15 protein-coding genes are annotated in these 14,580 nt (G+C 74.1%); 7 read left to right on the forward strand and 8 right to left on the reverse strand.

The genetic code is table 11. From position 1 onward, the window contains the following. The first annotated feature begins 34 nt into the window (after window positions 1-34). Window positions 35-1,447, forward strand: coding sequence for an alpha/beta fold hydrolase (locus NAG42_RS08875; protein ID WP_250029367.1), 1,413 nt, complete (start codon window positions 35-37; stop codon window positions 1,445-1,447). Here the strand turns inward: NAG42_RS08875 and NAG42_RS08880 are convergent. The 3 genes from NAG42_RS08880 to NAG42_RS08890 are packed head-to-tail and all read right to left on the reverse strand — an operon-like array spanning window position 1,437 to window position 3,571. Continuing rightward, window positions 1,437-2,093: a response regulator gene (locus NAG42_RS08880; RefSeq protein WP_250029368.1), complete on the reverse strand. Its 657-nt coding sequence runs from the start codon at window positions 2,091-2,093 to the stop codon at window positions 1,437-1,439. The two genes, NAG42_RS08875 and NAG42_RS08880, sit on opposite strands and share 11 nt — an antisense overlap. After that, on the reverse strand, window positions 2,090-3,169 hold the full coding sequence (locus NAG42_RS08885; protein WP_250029369.1) for a sensor histidine kinase: 1,080 nt from the start codon (window positions 3,167-3,169) through the stop codon (window positions 2,090-2,092). The genes NAG42_RS08880 and NAG42_RS08885 overlap by 4 nt, the downstream gene beginning before the upstream one ends. Window positions 3,170-3,181: 12 nt before the next feature. After that, window positions 3,182-3,571: a hypothetical protein gene (locus NAG42_RS08890; RefSeq protein ID WP_250029370.1), complete on the reverse strand. Its 390-nt coding sequence runs from the start codon at window positions 3,569-3,571 to the stop codon at window positions 3,182-3,184. A gap of 155 nt (window positions 3,572-3,726) precedes the next feature. On the opposite strand from NAG42_RS08890, the gene NAG42_RS08895 reads away from it, so the two are divergent. From NAG42_RS08895 to NAG42_RS08910, 4 genes are all read left to right on the forward strand, one after another. Continuing rightward, window positions 3,727-4,506 (forward strand): alpha/beta hydrolase, encoded by a 780-nt coding sequence (locus NAG42_RS08895; RefSeq protein ID WP_250029371.1) that lies wholly within the window; start codon window positions 3,727-3,729, stop codon window positions 4,504-4,506. Next, window positions 4,503-5,363: an RNA polymerase subunit sigma-70 gene (locus NAG42_RS08900; protein WP_250029372.1), complete on the forward strand. Its 861-nt coding sequence runs from the start codon at window positions 4,503-4,505 to the stop codon at window positions 5,361-5,363. The genes NAG42_RS08895 and NAG42_RS08900 overlap by 4 nt, the downstream gene beginning before the upstream one ends. A 12-nt stretch (window positions 5,364-5,375) precedes the next feature. Next, window positions 5,376-7,301, forward strand: coding sequence for a Xaa-Pro dipeptidyl-peptidase (locus tag NAG42_RS08905; RefSeq protein ID WP_250029373.1), 1,926 nt, complete (start codon window positions 5,376-5,378; stop codon window positions 7,299-7,301). A gap of 93 nt (window positions 7,302-7,394) precedes the next feature. Next, window positions 7,395-8,069, forward strand: a complete 675-nt coding sequence (locus tag NAG42_RS08910) for a YoaK family protein (protein WP_250029374.1) — start codon at window positions 7,395-7,397, stop codon at window positions 8,067-8,069. A gap of 185 nt (window positions 8,070-8,254) precedes the next feature. Here NAG42_RS08910 and NAG42_RS08915 read toward each other — a convergent pair whose 3' ends face one another. Beyond that, window positions 8,255-8,578, reverse strand: a complete 324-nt coding sequence (locus tag NAG42_RS08915) for a DUF6223 family protein (RefSeq protein WP_250029375.1) — start codon at window positions 8,576-8,578, stop codon at window positions 8,255-8,257. 159 nt (window positions 8,579-8,737) lie between these two features. Between NAG42_RS08915 and NAG42_RS08920 the strand changes: the two genes are divergently transcribed. After that, window positions 8,738-9,847 (forward strand): sensor histidine kinase, encoded by a 1,110-nt coding sequence (locus tag NAG42_RS08920; RefSeq protein ID WP_250029376.1) that lies wholly within the window; start codon window positions 8,738-8,740, stop codon window positions 9,845-9,847. Beyond that, the gene (locus NAG42_RS08925) at window positions 9,844-10,506 is read left to right on the forward strand and encodes a response regulator (RefSeq protein ID WP_250029377.1); all 663 of its coding nucleotides are present in this window, start codon (window positions 9,844-9,846) and stop codon (window positions 10,504-10,506) included. Before NAG42_RS08920 ends, NAG42_RS08925 begins: the two co-directional genes overlap by 4 nt. Here the strand turns inward: NAG42_RS08925 and NAG42_RS08930 are convergent. From NAG42_RS08930 to NAG42_RS08945, 4 genes are read right to left on the reverse strand one after another with little or no spacing between them, the layout of a single operon-like run. Then, window positions 10,467-11,537: an MSMEG_0565 family glycosyltransferase gene (locus tag NAG42_RS08930; protein ID WP_250029378.1), complete on the reverse strand. Its 1,071-nt coding sequence runs from the start codon at window positions 11,535-11,537 to the stop codon at window positions 10,467-10,469. The genes NAG42_RS08925 and NAG42_RS08930 overlap by 40 nt on opposite strands. Continuing rightward, a complete protein-coding gene (locus tag NAG42_RS08935) occupies window positions 11,534-12,358 on the reverse strand; it encodes a carbon-nitrogen hydrolase family protein (protein WP_250029379.1) in 825 nt (274 codons plus the stop codon). Before NAG42_RS08935 ends, NAG42_RS08930 begins: the two co-directional genes overlap by 4 nt. Beyond that, window positions 12,355-13,173, reverse strand: a complete 819-nt coding sequence (locus NAG42_RS08940) for a carbon-nitrogen hydrolase family protein (protein ID WP_250029380.1) — start codon at window positions 13,171-13,173, stop codon at window positions 12,355-12,357. Before NAG42_RS08940 ends, NAG42_RS08935 begins: the two co-directional genes overlap by 4 nt. 22 nt (window positions 13,174-13,195) lie before the next feature. Further along, window positions 13,196-14,557: an MSMEG_0567/sll0787 family protein gene (locus NAG42_RS08945; RefSeq protein ID WP_250029381.1), complete on the reverse strand. Its 1,362-nt coding sequence runs from the start codon at window positions 14,555-14,557 to the stop codon at window positions 13,196-13,198. Between the last annotated feature and the right edge of the window lie 23 nt (window positions 14,558-14,580).

Genomic DNA, 14,580 nt, shown 5'->3' on the forward strand with positions numbered 1-14,580 from the left:
CCTCTGGGTGCGCCCACTGTCGAGGATGGACGGCATGATCCGCCGCCGTAGCATCGTCGCGTCCGTGACCGCCCTGCTGACCGGGCTCGCGCTCGCGGCCACCCCACCGGTCTCCGCGTCCGACCAGCATCGGCCCCGCATCGTCTGGACGAAGTGCGCCGACGACGTGGAAAAAGTGCCCGTCGATGACATCGTCAAGTGCGGCACGCTGCGATTACCGGTCGACTGGGCCCGGCCGCGGGGGGCGACCTTCGATCTGTCGATGGCCTTGCGGCCCGCCCGCAAGCAGGAGCAGCGGGTGGGGACGCTCGTGTTCGGGCCGGGCGGCCCGGGCGACTCCGGGGTCGAGCGCATCCGGCGCGGCAACCGGTTCAGCGCCGAGATCCTCGACCGGTTCGACACCGTCAGCTTCGACCCCCGCGGGGTCGCCCGCAGCGCCGGGCCCGCCTGTTCCCTCGACCTGCCGTCGCCCGGGCTGCTGACCAGCCAGGCCTCCTTCGACGCCACGATCGCGGCCAACCGGGCCGCCTGGGATGCCTGCCGGCCGACCAGCGCGGTCTGGCAGCACGCCGACACGGCCAGTGCCGTCCGCGACCTCGACGCGCTGCGGGCCGCGCTGGGCGAACGGCAGCTCACCTTCCACGGCAGCTCCTACGGCACACTGCTCGGGCAGCAGTACGCGGCGCGCTACCCGCACCGGGTGCGGGCGCTCGTGCTGGAGAGCGTCTTCGACCACAGCCTCGGCGTCCGCGACTTCGTGCGTACCCAGGCCCTCGCCGAGCAGGACGCGTTCGACGAGTTCGTCGCCTGGTGCTCGCCGGCACGGGAGGATTGCGCCCTGCGCGGTTCCGACGTGCGGGCGGTGTGGCGAGACGTGCTGGAGCGGGCCGATCGCGGCGAGTACGCGCCGGTCACCGCGTTCGACATCACGCTGCTGCCGATCGCCGCGCTGGCCTCCCCCGACCGGGTGAAGCTGGCGCAGGCCATCGCCGGCCTGCGCGACGGTCAGGCACCGCCGATCAAGCTGCCGCCGCTGGTCTCGTCCGTCTTCTGTGCCGACTGGCCGGCCGACGTGGCCGACTTCCCGGCCTACGCCGAGCTCGTGCGCGAGGCCCGGGCGGTGGCTCCGGACGTCCGCTACGGCGGTGGGCTGCTCGCCATCCACGCCTGCCTGGGCTGGCCGTCGCCGGTGGCCAACCCACCGGCCCCGCTGCGGGTGGACACCCGGCGGCCGTTGCTGCTGCTCAACGCGCGGCACGACGTGCGGACCGGGTATGTCTGGGCCACCCACGTCGCGGCCCAGCTGGGCCGGCACGGGCGGCTGGTGACCTACGAGGGGTCGGGCCACGGGGCGTACGGGAACACGCCGTGCACGACGGCGGTGGTCGACCGCTACCTGATCGACCTGGTGGTGCCGCCGCCCGGCACGAGCTGTCCTACGGCCTGACCAGTCCCGTGCGGTAGGCGACGACGACGAGCTGGGCGCGGTCGCGCGCGCCCAGCTTGCTCAGCAGGCGGCTGACGTACGTGCGGACGGTCGCCGGGCTCAGGTGCAGGGTGGCCGCGATGTCGTCGTTGGCCAGCCCGCGGGCCACCTCGGTCAGCACGTCGCGCTCGCGGCCGGTCAGGGCGGCCAGCGCGGCGCCGTCGACCGCGCTCGGGCCGGCTCCGACGGCGGCGTCCATGACCCGGCGGGTGACCGCCGGCGAGAGCAGAGCCTCGCCGTCGGCCACGAGCCGGACGGCGCGGCGCAGCTCGTCGGGGCCGCAGTCCTTGAGCAGGAAGCCGGCCGCACCGGCGCGGATGGCCGCGAAGACGTGCTCGTCGGTGCCGTATGTCGTCAGCGCGACCACGCGCGCCGCGGCCAGGGCGGGATCGGCCACGATGCGGCGGGTGGCCTCGATGCCGTCGCGGACCGGCATGCGCAGGTCCATCAGCACGACGTCCGGCCGCTCGGCGGCGACCAGCGCGTACGCCTCGTCGCCGTCCGCCGCCTCGCCGATCACGACCAGGCCGGGATCGCGTTCGAGCAGGGCGCGCAGGCCGGCCCGCACGAGCTCCTGGTCGTCCGCGAGCACGATCCGGACCGTCACCGCGCCCCCTCGGCCGGCAGCGTCGCCGCCACCACGAAGGTGCCGTCGGCGGCCGGACCCGCGCTCAGCTCGCCACCGAGCAGGACCGCCCGCTCGCGCATGCCGTTCAGCCCGTGCCCTCCCCCGCCGTCACCCCGACCGGCGGCCGGGCCGTCGTTCGCGACCCGGATCGCCAGCTCGGCCGGCCGGTAGCCGAGCGTCAGCCGCACCGGGCGGCCGGGCGCGTGCCGCCGGGCGTTGGTCAGCGCCTCCTGCACGATCCGGTACGCCGTGGCGTCCACCACCTGCGGCAGCGGACGCTCGCGACCCTCGACCGCCACCTCGACCGGCTGGCCGTCGATCAGGTCGTCCAGCCGGGTCAGGCTGCCGACCGGCCCGGCCCGCAACGCTCCCACGGTTCCGCGCAGCTCCCGCGCCGCCCCGCCGCTGGCCTCCCGGACGCGCTTCACCGCCGTCCGCGCGGCTTGGGTGTCGCCGTCCTCGATGGCCTCGGCGGCCACGTCGGCGTGCAGGGTCACCACCGACATGGTGTGGGCCAGCACGTCGTGCAGGTCGCGGGCCAGGGCCAGCCGCTCGTGCTGCACCTGACGCTCGGCCTCGCGCGCGGCCCGCCCGGCGACCTCGGCCCGCCACAGCCGCCGCGAGCGCACCACCTCACCGAGCAGGATCGCGGCGGCCATCACGGCCACCGTGGTCGGCAACTCGTAGCCGTACAGATAGCCGGGGTCCTCCCCGCCGAGCGACCGCGCCAGGGACGAGACCGTCACCAGGGCGGCGCCGGAACCCACGGCCCACCACAGCCGGCCCGCCTCGGTGGCCGAATAGAGCGCCGCCCCGACCGGCAGGGCGAGCCCGATCGGCGGCAACCCGAGCGCGTAGTAGCCGAGCAGCCCGGCTCCCGAGGCCAGCAGCACGGCCACCGGCCACCGGCGGCGCCCCAGCATCAGCGCGCCGAAACCCAGCGCGAACAGGTAGGCGATCGGTGGAGCGCCGCCACCACGCACGTTGACCGCGACGGCGACGCCGACCACGGCGGCGGTGGCGATGCCGAGCAGCAGATCGGTCCGTCGGCCCATGGGTTCAGCCTCTCACCGCAGCGGGGCGACCTGCCGCTTGGTCAGGCGCAGCACCAGCCAGGCGATCACCCCGAGAAAGGCACCTTGGAGGGCGTTGAAGACCAGGATGCCGAAGTAGCCGGGCAGCGGGATCGTCTCGGCCGAGTCGAGGAACGGCTGCAGCGACCAGTTGAGCAGGATCGCGGCGACCCCGTAGCTGATCCCGGCGACCGTGGTCGTCAGCACGGGCCGGGCCGGCTTGGCCAGCACCACCGCCACGATCCAGGCGAGCGAGACGAGCGCCGTCAGGACGAGCGGGCCGACCGGCTTGGCCAGCGGACCACTGTCGTACGCGCCCGCGACGCTCAGCACCGGCCGCACCAGACCGGCCAGGCCCAGCACCACGGCGAGTCGCAGATTCATGGCTCCGACGCTAGGAATCACGGCGCGCCACCGCATCCACCCGGTGTTGACGACCCCGGTCGACATCGGCCGACTCAGGTCTCCCGGCGGGCTGCGTGTGGCCACCCGGCCGTAGCCCTCGATTCCTTTCCGGGTCGTCGCCGGTCTATCCCTGCATGACGACGACAGACATCAACCGGCTGCTCTGGACCGAGCGGGCCGCCGGGGACGCGAGCCGGGCCTGGGAATCGCTGACGACCGAGCCGGTGGGGCTGACCGAGGAGGCCGGCGAGGCGGGGTTGTGGTTGCGGCCGCCGGGGGCCGACGACGCCCGCGTGGTGCTGGCCATTCACGGGGGTGGGTTCGTCAGCGGGTCGATCGCCACCCACCGCCGGATGTTCGGGCATCTGGCGCTGGCGTCCGGGCTGACCACGCTGGTGGTCGAATACGGGCTGGTGCCCGAGCACGTCTACCCGGCCCAGATCGAGCAGGTCGGCCAGGTCTATCGCGGGCTGGCCGGGCGGCGGGTGGCGCTGGCCGGGGACTCGTGCGGTGCGACGCTCGCCCTGGAGCTGGCGCTGCGCGGGCCCGTACCGGAAGGTCTGGTGCTTTTCTCGCCGTGGGCCGATCTGGCGGTGTCCGGGGCGAGTTACGACGCCGGGACCGACCCGTTCTTCACCCGCGAGCTGGTCGAGGGGCTGGCCAAGGCCTACCTCGCCGGGGCGTCGCCGGCGGCGCTGGACTTCGGCGGGCTGCCGCCGACCTGTGTGCAGGCCGGTGGGGACGAGGCGTTGCTCGACGACGCGCGGCTGCTGGCGGCGCGCTCCCCCGCCGTCGAGCTGGAAGTGTTCCCGGGGCAGCTGCACACGTTCCAGATGGCGGCCGGGCACTCACCGGTGGCCGGCGACGCCATCGCGAAGGCGGGTTCGTGGCTGCGCCGCACAATGGGCTCGTGACCGACTTCGAGGCGCAGACCGGGCAGTGGCGTCGCGAGCTGACCGCGCACTGCTACCGGATGCTGGGCTCGTGGGACGAGGCGGAGGACGTCGTCCAGGAGACGTATCTGCGCGCCTGGCGCGGCTGGGAGCAATTTCACCACCGGGCCTCGGTACGCACGTGGCTGTACCGGATCGCCACCAACGTGACGCTGTCGGCGCTGCAGGGGCGTGGCCGCCGGGCGCTGCCGTCGGGCCTCGGTGGACCGGACGGCGAGGGCACCCGGCCCGCCGAGGTCTGGATCCAGCCGTACGCCGACGATCGCGACGACCTGCGGCTGGCGCTCATCGCCGGCTTGCAGACGCTGACCCCGGGCCAGCGGGCCGTCCTGCTCCTGCGCGATGTGCTGGCGTTCCCGGCGGCCGAGGTCGGTGAGATGCTCGGCCTCACCCCGGCCGCGGTGAAGAGCGCCCTGCAACGGGCCCGCGCCCGGCTGGGCGAGGCCGCCCACCGCCCCGACGACGTGGCCGAGCCGACCAGCCCGGCCGCCCGCCGCCAGCTCGACGCCTACCTGACGGCCTTCCGCACAGCCGACATCACCGGCCTCACCGCCCTGCTGCGCCAGGACGCCAAGCTGGAGCTGATCCCGGGCCGGCGCTGGTTCGACGGCATCGAGAACTGCCTGCCGGTCTTCGCCGACGCGGTGGGCGAGCCCGGCGACTGGCAGATGGAGCCGACGGTCATGAACGGCCAGCCGGCGGCACTGGTCCACTACCGCGGCGAGCCCATGGGCACAGCCGTCCTCGACTGCCGGGTCGACGGCATCGCCGGCGTGACGGTCTTCGGCCGGCCCGTTACGCCAAACACATCGACGTAATACGATGCGTCGATGTCAGGGCTACGAATGCGGCTTGCCACAGCCGTCGTCGCGGGGGTCGCCACCACACTGACCGTCGCCGCGGCGCCGGCCGGAGCCGCCGGGACACCACCACACATCCGGGCCGGCGAGACTGTGCCGGTCTACTCCTACGAGAACGCCGTACGCGAAAGCGTCTGGGTGCAGACCACGCTGGACAACGACCTCGACGGGGTGCCGGACAAGGTGGCCGTCGACATCGTGCGGCCCCGCGAGGCGGCCGACCGGCACCTCAAGATCCCGGTCATCCTGGAGGCCTCGCCGTATTACTCGTGCTGCGGGCGCGGCAACGAGAGCGAGCTCAAGGAGTACGACGCCGACGGCACGATCACCAAGCAGCCGCTGTTCTACGACAACTACTTCGTGCCCCGGGGGTACGCGTTCGTCGCGGCCGACCTGGCCGGCACCGGCCGGTCGACCGGGTGCATGGACGTCGGCGGACGCGAGGAGGTGCTCAGCGCCAAGGCCGTCGTCGACTGGCTGAACGGGCGCGCCCGGGCCACCTACGCCGACGGGACGCCCGCGGTCGCCACCCGCTGGACCACCGGGAAGACCGGGATGATCGGCAAGTCGTGGGACGGCTCGGTGGCCAACGGGGTCGCCGCGACCGGCGTCGAGGGGCTCGAGACGATCGTGCCGATCTCGGCCATCTCCAGCTGGTACGACTACCAGCGCTACAACGGTGTGCTGCGCGCCGAGGACTACCCCGAGTTCCTGCACCAGGCGGTCAGCGGGCGGCCTGACGGAGCGTGTGACGCCACGCTGAAGGAACTCGACGAGGGCAGCGACGACGCCACCGGCGACTACAACGCGTACTGGGCCGAGCGGGACTTCCGGCCGGATGCCCGCCAGGTCAAGGCGAGCGTGCTCATCGCGCACGGCCTCAACGACACGAACGTGACGACCACGCAGTTCGCCCGGTGGTGGAGCCGGCTCAACGGGCCCAAGAAGATGTGGCTGTCCCAGCAGGGGCACGTCGACCCGTTCGACATCCGCCGCGCCGAGTGGGTCGGCCTGCTGCACAAGTGGTTCGACCGCTGGTTGCAGGGCCTGCGCAACGGCATCGACCGCGAGCCGCCGGTGACCATCGAGACAGCGCCGGGCACATGGGTGAGCGAGCGCACCTGGCCCGCCTCCGCTGCGCGGTCGGCGAAGGTCACCCTGGGTAACGGCGATGGGACGACGGGCACGCTGGGTGGCCCGTCCGGGTCCGGTTCCCGTACGTGGACCGACGCGCCCGCCCTCAGCGAGGCCGCCGCCGTGGCCGGTCCCAACACCGCCGTGCCCGGGCGGGTGGCCTTCCTGTCGGCCCCGCTGACCCGGGGCGTACGGGTCTCGGGCACCCCCTCGGTGACGCTGCGGGTGCAGGTCGACCGGCCGACCACCGAGCTCACCGCCCGGCTGGTCGACTACGGCACCGCGGCCCGGGTGAACTACCTGGGCCCCGGTGAGGGCATCCGGACGCTGACCACCGAATCCTGCTGGGGCGCCTCGACCGCGGCCGACGACGCCTGTTACCTGGACACGGCCGAGGACGTGGTGACCAGCGACCACGCGATCCTGACCCGCGGCTGGCAGGACGCCGCCCACCACGTGTCGCTGCGGTTCGTCACGCCGCTGCGGCCCGGCCGGTGGTATTCGGTGACGGTGCCGATGCAGGCGACCGATCAGCGGATCGCCGCCGGGCACGTGCTCGGCCTGATCCTGCAGGCGAGCGACGAGGAATACTCGTCCCCGCAGTCGACCGGCGCGACGATCCGGATGGACCTGCGCGGCAGCTCGCTCACGCTTCCGCTGGTCGGCCAGCTGCCTCCGGCCGGCGCGACCGCACCGGTCGTCCCGACGGCGCCCGCACCGACCACGCTGGCGCCTCCGCGATACCGGCCGCAGCTTCCCTAGTCGCCGCAAGGGGTGACCGTCACTACTGCCGCCGGTCGGCGGTGTGACGGCGCCCCTTGGCCGGCCCGGGCCGCCGACGGCAGGATCGGCGTCGTGACCATAGGCTCAGTGGCGCCGGCCGTGTCCCGCACCTCGCCCGCGGTGGCGGTGGTGCTGTCGTTCGCGGCCGGCGCCACCGACGCCTTCGCCTTCCTCCAACTGGGCGGCATCTTCACCGCCAACATGACCGGCAACCTGATCCTCGTCGGCCTGTTCCAGCGACCCGGTTACCTGACCACGCTGATCGGCGCGACCGTCGCCGTCCTGGTCTTCGCCGGGGTGGTCTGCGCCGGATTCCGGATCACGCTGTCGCGGCGGGGCCCGGAACGGGGTGCCTTCGTCCTGCTCGTCGCGGCGACGGTCGCCCAGCTCGCGGTGCTGGGCGGATACGCTGCCGCGGCCCGGCCGCCCGGGCGGCTCCTGCTGTGCGGGTTCATCGCCCTGTCGGCCGTGGCGATGGCCGGCCAGACCGTCATCGGCCGCACCATCGAGGCGAAATCCGGCGTGACGACCACCTTCGTGACCGGCACCCTGACCAGCCTCATGCAGACCCTGGCCGACGGCCGGCGCGACTTCCTGACCGTACGGGCCCTGTCGATCCTCGCCCTGGTCGCCGGAGCCCTCGGCGGTGCGCTGGCCACCGCCGCCGATCCGGTGCTGGGCGCCGCCCTGCCGCTGGTGCCCTCGGTCGCCGCGCTCGTGCTGCTGCTCCTCGGACGGCGGTCCTGAGCGCCCCGGCACCCACCGGTCAGGGAATCAGCACGAGCTTGCGGGGGCGTGCCCGGCCCGGCGCGCTCGAGCCACCAGCGCGAGCGAGACGTCCAGCGCCTCGTCGGTGCCGGCGAGGTCGACTGCGGCGCTGCGCGGTGCGGCGCCATCAGGCCGACCCCGCCGGACCCGCCGTGGACGCATCACTACCGCAGTGCCTCGTCGCGGCTCCGGCGCAAGCGGGCCAGAGCCAGCCCGCCGAGGCCCGCCGCGATCAGGCCGAAGGCCAGGGCCGCCCAGCCGCCCACCACCCCGCTGCCGCTGCCCGGTCCACCGTCGGCCACGGCGATCACGACAGCGCCGGCCAGGGCGCCGATGGTTCCCGCGGTCAGGGCGGCCGCGGCCCGGCGCCGGCCGCCGGGCCGGGCCAGTGCGGACGCTCCGAGGGCAACGCCGGCGACGGCCAGCAGTGCGGCGGTGGTGGCCAGGAGGCGGCCACCGGTGAGGGCGTAGGACGCGGCGAGCAACATGGTGAAACCCCTTCCCGGGCAACGTGTGTCGATCCTGACTGCCGGAGGGGCCGGTCCACATCGTGCGGCTGTGGACAGTCGGGCTACTGCGTCCGTGGTAGCCGAGGTTGCTCCGCTCGCAGGACTCGCCCACCGGGCCGGGCGAGTTATGGTGCCCGCATGGGCCGGATGAGCGTCCACCTCCGCGACGCCGCCCTCGCGGCCGGGGTGGCGGTGGTGCTGCTGTTCGACGGGCTCTCCGGGCCGCGGACCGGCACCGCCGCGATCGGCTCGGTGCTGCTGGTGGCGAGTGGTCTGGCGCTGGCCGGGCGCCGCGATCGGCCCGTTGCCGTCCTGGTCTTCACCGGGCTGTGCGCGGTGGGTTATCGGGCGGCCGGCTTCGAGGTGTTCGCGGTGGCCTATCTGGTGGCCGTGTATTCGGCCGTCCGGGCCGGTCGCCGGGTCGCGGTCCTGGTCACCAGCGTGGCCGTCCTGGTCACGCTGCCCGGCGCGGCGGCGTTCTCCGGGGTCGCGAGCCCGGGCGGGACCATCGACCAGGTCCGCGGTGTGCTCGAACTGGCCTGGTTGATCGCGGCCGCGGCCGCCGGGGAGGCGTTGCGGCAGGCCGAGCGGAGGGCGGACGAGGCGGAGCGGACGCGGGAGGAGATCGCGCTGCGCCGGGCCGGGGAGGAACGCCTGCACCTCGCGCGGGAGCTGCACGACTCGCTCACCCATCAGATCTCGGTCATCAAGGTGCACGCCGAGGCCGCCGTGCATGTCGCCCAGCGCCGCGGTGAGCCGGTCCCGGAGGCGTTGCTGGCCATCCGGGAGGCCGGGCGGGAGGCGTCGCGGGAGCTCCGGGCCACCCTGGAGGCGTTGCGGGACGACGACAGTGCCCCGCCGCGCGGGCTCGACCACGTCCCCGATCTCGTCCGGCAGGTCTGCACGACCGGGCTGGCGGCGACGCTCACGGTCGAGGGCCGCCGTCCCGAGCTGCCGACCGCGGTCGACCGGACCGCCTACCGGATCGTGCAGGAGTCGCTGACCAACGTGACCCGGCACGCCGCGGCCGCGACCGCGTCGGTCCGGATCGGCTACCGGCCGGGCGAGGTGTCCATCCAGGTCGACGACGACGGCACGGCGGCGGCCGACGCCGCCCCGGTGCCCGGTGCGGGATTGCTGGGCATGCGCGAGCGGGTGGGCGCGCTCGGCGGCCGGCTGCGGGCCGGTGGTCGCGCCGGGGGTGGGTTCACCGTGCGGGCCGAGCTGCCGGTGGACCGTACGGGATGATCCGCGTCCTGCTGGTCGACGACCAGCCGCTGATCCGCAGCGGGTTCCGCGCGATGCTCGACGCCGAGCGGGACATCGAGGTGGTGGCCGAGGCGGGCGACGGTGACGAGGGCGTGGCGCTGGCCCGGGCCCATCGGCCGGACGTGGCGCTCATGGACATCCGGATGCCGCACGTCGACGGGATCGAGGCGACCCGGCGCATCGCGGCCGACCCGGAGCTGGCCGGGGTGCACGTCGTCGTCCTGACCAACTACGGGCTCGACGAGTACGTCTTCCACGCCCTGCGGGCCGGTGCCGCCGGCTTCCTGGTCAAGGACGTCGAGCCCGAGGACTTCCTGCACGCGCTCCGGGTGGCCGCGCGCGGTGACGCCCTGCTCGCGCCGTCGATCACCCGCAAGCTCATCGACCGTTACGTGGCCGAGCCGCCGCGCCCCAGCGGGGTGGCGCTCGGCGAGCTCACCAACCGGGAACGCGAGGCCGTGATCCTGGCCGCCCGTGGCCTGTCCAACGACGAGATCGCCGCGCGCATGGTGATCAGCCCGGTGACCGCCAAGACCCATCTCAACCGGGCGATGACCAAGCTGCACGCCCGGGACCGGGCGCAGCTGGTGATCCGGGCCTACGAATCCGGGCTGGTGGCGCCGCGCAGCGAGGTGTAGAGCCCGACGTGCCGGCGGGCGGCGGCAGCCCAGGTGTGGGCGGCGGCCAGCGCACGGCCCGCGGCGCGGCGGTCCGGGTCGGGTTCCTTGACCGCGCGGGTCAGGGCCGCGGCCAGCGAGGCCGCGTCGCTGCCGTAGGTGACCGCGGAGCCGAAGACCTCCCGCAGGACGGGCAGGTCGCGCACGACGACCGGGACGCCGGCGGCCAGCGCCTCCATGGCGGCCAGCCCGAAACCCTCCTTGGTGGACGGGAAGGCGAAGGCCGAGGCGCCCGCCATCAGCGACGGCAGGAACGCGTGGTCGACCGGGCCGAGGACCGTCGGAGCGACGTCGAGCGAGGCCGCCTGAGCATCCCATTGGGCGCGGTAGTCGCGGTAGTCGAAGAGCGTCTCGCCGCCGGCTATCACCAGGCGCAGGCCGGGCAGGGAACGGCGCATCCGGGCGTAGGCGGCGAGCAGGTCGAGCGAACCCTTGCGGGGCTCGATGCCGCCGACCGACAGCAGATAGGGGTGGTCGGCCACGTGCGGGACAGCCGAGGCGAAGCGCTCGTGGTCGACGCCGTTGGGGATGACCGTCGCGGTCAGGCCCCACCCGGCGTGGAGCTCGGCGGCGACGGCCGAGGAGACACAGACATGGGCGTACGGGCGGACGATCGCCCGTTCGTGACAGGCGACCAGCTCGGGGGTCGTGAACTGGTCGAGATGGTGGACGGTGCGCACACAACGATCCACCGCGTTGGCGCTGATGCAGTCCTGGGCGTGCACCACGTCGTACGCGGAAGGGGTGAAAGCCTGTCGCAGCAAGGCGATGGAGCGCTGGATCCGCTCGCCCACGCCCTCGCCGGGGGCCTCGGGGAAGGGGACGACGGCCAGGTGCACGCGCGGGTCGACCGGCCGGAAGAAGCCGCCGCCCCGGCCGAGTGTCCACACTGTCACGTCGTGCCCGAGGGCGGCCAGGGCCTCGGCCAGGCCGAGCGTGTGCACGACGCCACCGCGCGGCCGGGTCGAGTAGGTCAGCAGGGCGATCCTCACCGGTAGGCTCCCGGGCGCAACTCGGCGAGGTGGTTGAGCACCCGGCGGGCGCCGGCGATCTCCAGCGCGACGTCGAGCTCGGCCACCGCCAGGCCCGCCTTGGCCCACGTACGGGCGAGGACGTTGCCGGCCGGGCCGACCACCTTGGCCTGGCCCAGGAACCGCAGGCCACCCGCCGCGCCGGTCTGGTTCGACGACACCACGACGATCTGGTTCTCGGCCGCGCGGGCGCAGTCGTACAGGTCGAACAGGCGCGACTGCCGGTCCTGCGACATCTTGGGGGCGGCGTTGGTGATGCTGGCCGGCCACGCGGACAGGCAGGCGACGATCTCGGCGCCGTCGACGGCCAGCGTGCGCGCCGACTCGGGGAACGTCTTGTCGTAGTCGATGAGCATGCCGATCCGTCCCACCGGGGTGTCGAACGCGGCGAACGACTCCCCGGCGCAGTAGGCGATGCTCTCGGCCGCCGGCAGGTGCACCTTGCGGTGGCGGCCGAGCACGCCGTCGCCGGTCAGGCAGACCGCGGCGTTGTAGCGGTCGGGGCCGTCCGCCTCGCAATAGCCGACGCAGACGACGATGTCGCCGGCGGCCGCGGCGATCCGCCGGAAGAGCAGATCGTCCGGCTCGAGCGCGGGCGGGAAGGCGGACGGGTCGGGGTGGCGCAGGTCGGCCAGGTAACCGCCGAGCGCGGCGTCGGGCAGCACGAGCAGGGCGGCCCCGGCCACGCGGGCGTCGTCGATCAGCTTGCCGATCCGGCCCAGGTCGTGCTCGAGGTTCCGGCCGAAATGGGCCGCGGCGGCGGCGATCCGGGTGACAGTCATCCGGCGTAGGCGGCCGGTCGGCGGTCTCGGAGATGTCCCATGTAGCGGCGGGCCGCGGTCAGCGAGCCGGCCACGTCGACGGTGGCGACGGCCATGCCGGGAGCACAGCCCGTCGTGGCCAGGACGTCACCGCCGGGATCGACGATCTTGGCGCTGCACACGAAGCGCAACGAGCCGAAGTGCCCGGCCTGGTTGGCCGAGATCCACACGACCTGGTTCTCCAGCGCCCGGGCCCGGTCGAACAGGTCGAAGCGCCGCGTCCACCGGTCGTCGGCCAGGTCGTCGGGCGCGTCGGTCCGGCTGCCGGGCCAGGCCGAGACGCACACGATGATCTCGGCCCCGTCGAGCGCCAGTGACCGCGCCGACTCCGGGAACGCCTTGTCGTAGCAGATCATCAGCCCGAGCCGGCCCACGGGCGTGTCGAACGCGGTGAACGAGTCGCCGGACGAGTAGCTCGCATCCTCGCGCAGCGGCTGGTGCACCTTGCGGTGGTTGCCGAGCACCCGGCCCTCACCGACGCAGACGACGCTGTTGTAGCGGGTGCCGTCCCCGGCGTCCTCGCAATAGCCCGCGCACACCACCATGTCGCCGGCGAGGCCGATGAGGCGGGCGATCTCGGGCCCGTCGAGACGCAGCGCCGGCGGCAGCTCGGCCTGCCCGTTCAGGTCGGCCAGATAGCCGCCCAGGCACGCCTCGGGCAGGGCCAGCAGACGTACGCCGTCGGCGCGGGCCGCCGCCACCAGCTTCTCGACGCGCGCGAAGTCGTCCTCGAGATCACGGTCGAAAGCCTCCGCGACCGCCGCCACCCTGATCATGATGTGCCTCCGTTGCCGTCGCTCATGTTGCCGCTCCCATCCCGGTGACCGCGCCGGCCAGCGCCGGGGTCAGCTCGCCGTCCGGCCACCGCAGGCTCACGCCCTGGCCGGCCACCAGTTCGCCGCACTCCGCGGTCACCGCCGGGCCGGCCGGCGCCGGCGCCTGCGGGCCGGTCGTGAGCATCGCGAAGCCGGGGAAGCAGGTCAGCCAGTCGCCCATCGTCGCGGCGGACGGACGGGGCACTGAAGCCACGTCCAGCACGGCTCCGCAGCCACCGGCCTCGGCCAGCATGCCGAGCGTCCCGGCGATCCCGGCCATCGACACGTCCTTGGCCGCCGCCGGCCGCGCCGCCGCCACGTAACCCTGCATCAGCCGCAGCTCGGCGGCGGTCCGCCGGCTGGTCGAGTCCCACTGCCGCCCGTGATAGCCGGGTCGCCAGCCACCGCCGAGGTCGGCCGTGAGCCGTACGCGATGACCAGGCCGCCCACCCCCGCCGGGCACCGGGTCCGACGTCCGGCCGAGCGCCGTGGCCGACAGTGCGGCCGGCACCCCGAGCTGGGTGTGACCGCCCAGGACCGGGATCCCGTACGCCTCGGCGGCCCGCCGCAGACCGGCCAGCACCCGCGCCGCGAAGCCGGCGTCGCGGGCCCCGATCGCGTTGAGTAGCCCGACCGGGGTGGCGCCCATCGCCGCCAGATCGTTCACATTGACCAGGACCGCGCACCAACCGGCCCAGTCCGGATCACGCTCGACCATCGACGGCAGGATCGCGTCACAGGCCGCGATGAGATCCGACCCGGGTACGGGGGCGCCGTCGTCCCCGACGAAGCCGGCGCCACCCGGGTCGAGCCCGTCGAGCAACGCGCCCAGCGGGTTCTTGGTCGCCGCGGCCAGGGCGGCGATCCGCCCGATCGGCCACCGCATCAGGTGGTGCGGCCGCCCGGCCACGGTCACCGGACGCACCGGCTGCCAGCCCAGCCGCTCGAACATGCGCCGGAACCGCGTCTGCACGGTCGCGTCGAAGCGCAGCGCGCCCGCTTGTTCGGCCGCGGCGCACGCGGCCCGCACGAGCGCGGGCCCGATCCGTTGCGCACCGCGCACAGCCGGGTCGACCACGAGTCGGCCGCCCTGCCACCACCCGATGTCGGGACCGTCCACGGCCGGCCCCAACCGCACGCCGCCGAGCAAGGCGCCGCTCGGGTCGCGCGCTTCGAGCACCATCGTGCGCGGGTCGTGGTCCCGGTCATCCACATCGCTCACCGCGAACAGTTCCTGCTCGCGGACGAACACTTGCTGGCGCAGTCGACGGTATTCACGGTGCGAACGCGCGGGCTCGATCAAGAATCGTGGCGACCCGAGCAATGCCGGAACGAGATCAGTCATGCCCCACCCCTGTCAGCCGGCCA

It is taken from the genome of Paractinoplanes maris, assembly GCF_023544465.1.
In the GTDB taxonomy this organism is placed as follows: Bacteria; Actinomycetota; Actinomycetes; order Mycobacteriales; family Micromonosporaceae; genus Actinoplanes; species Actinoplanes maris.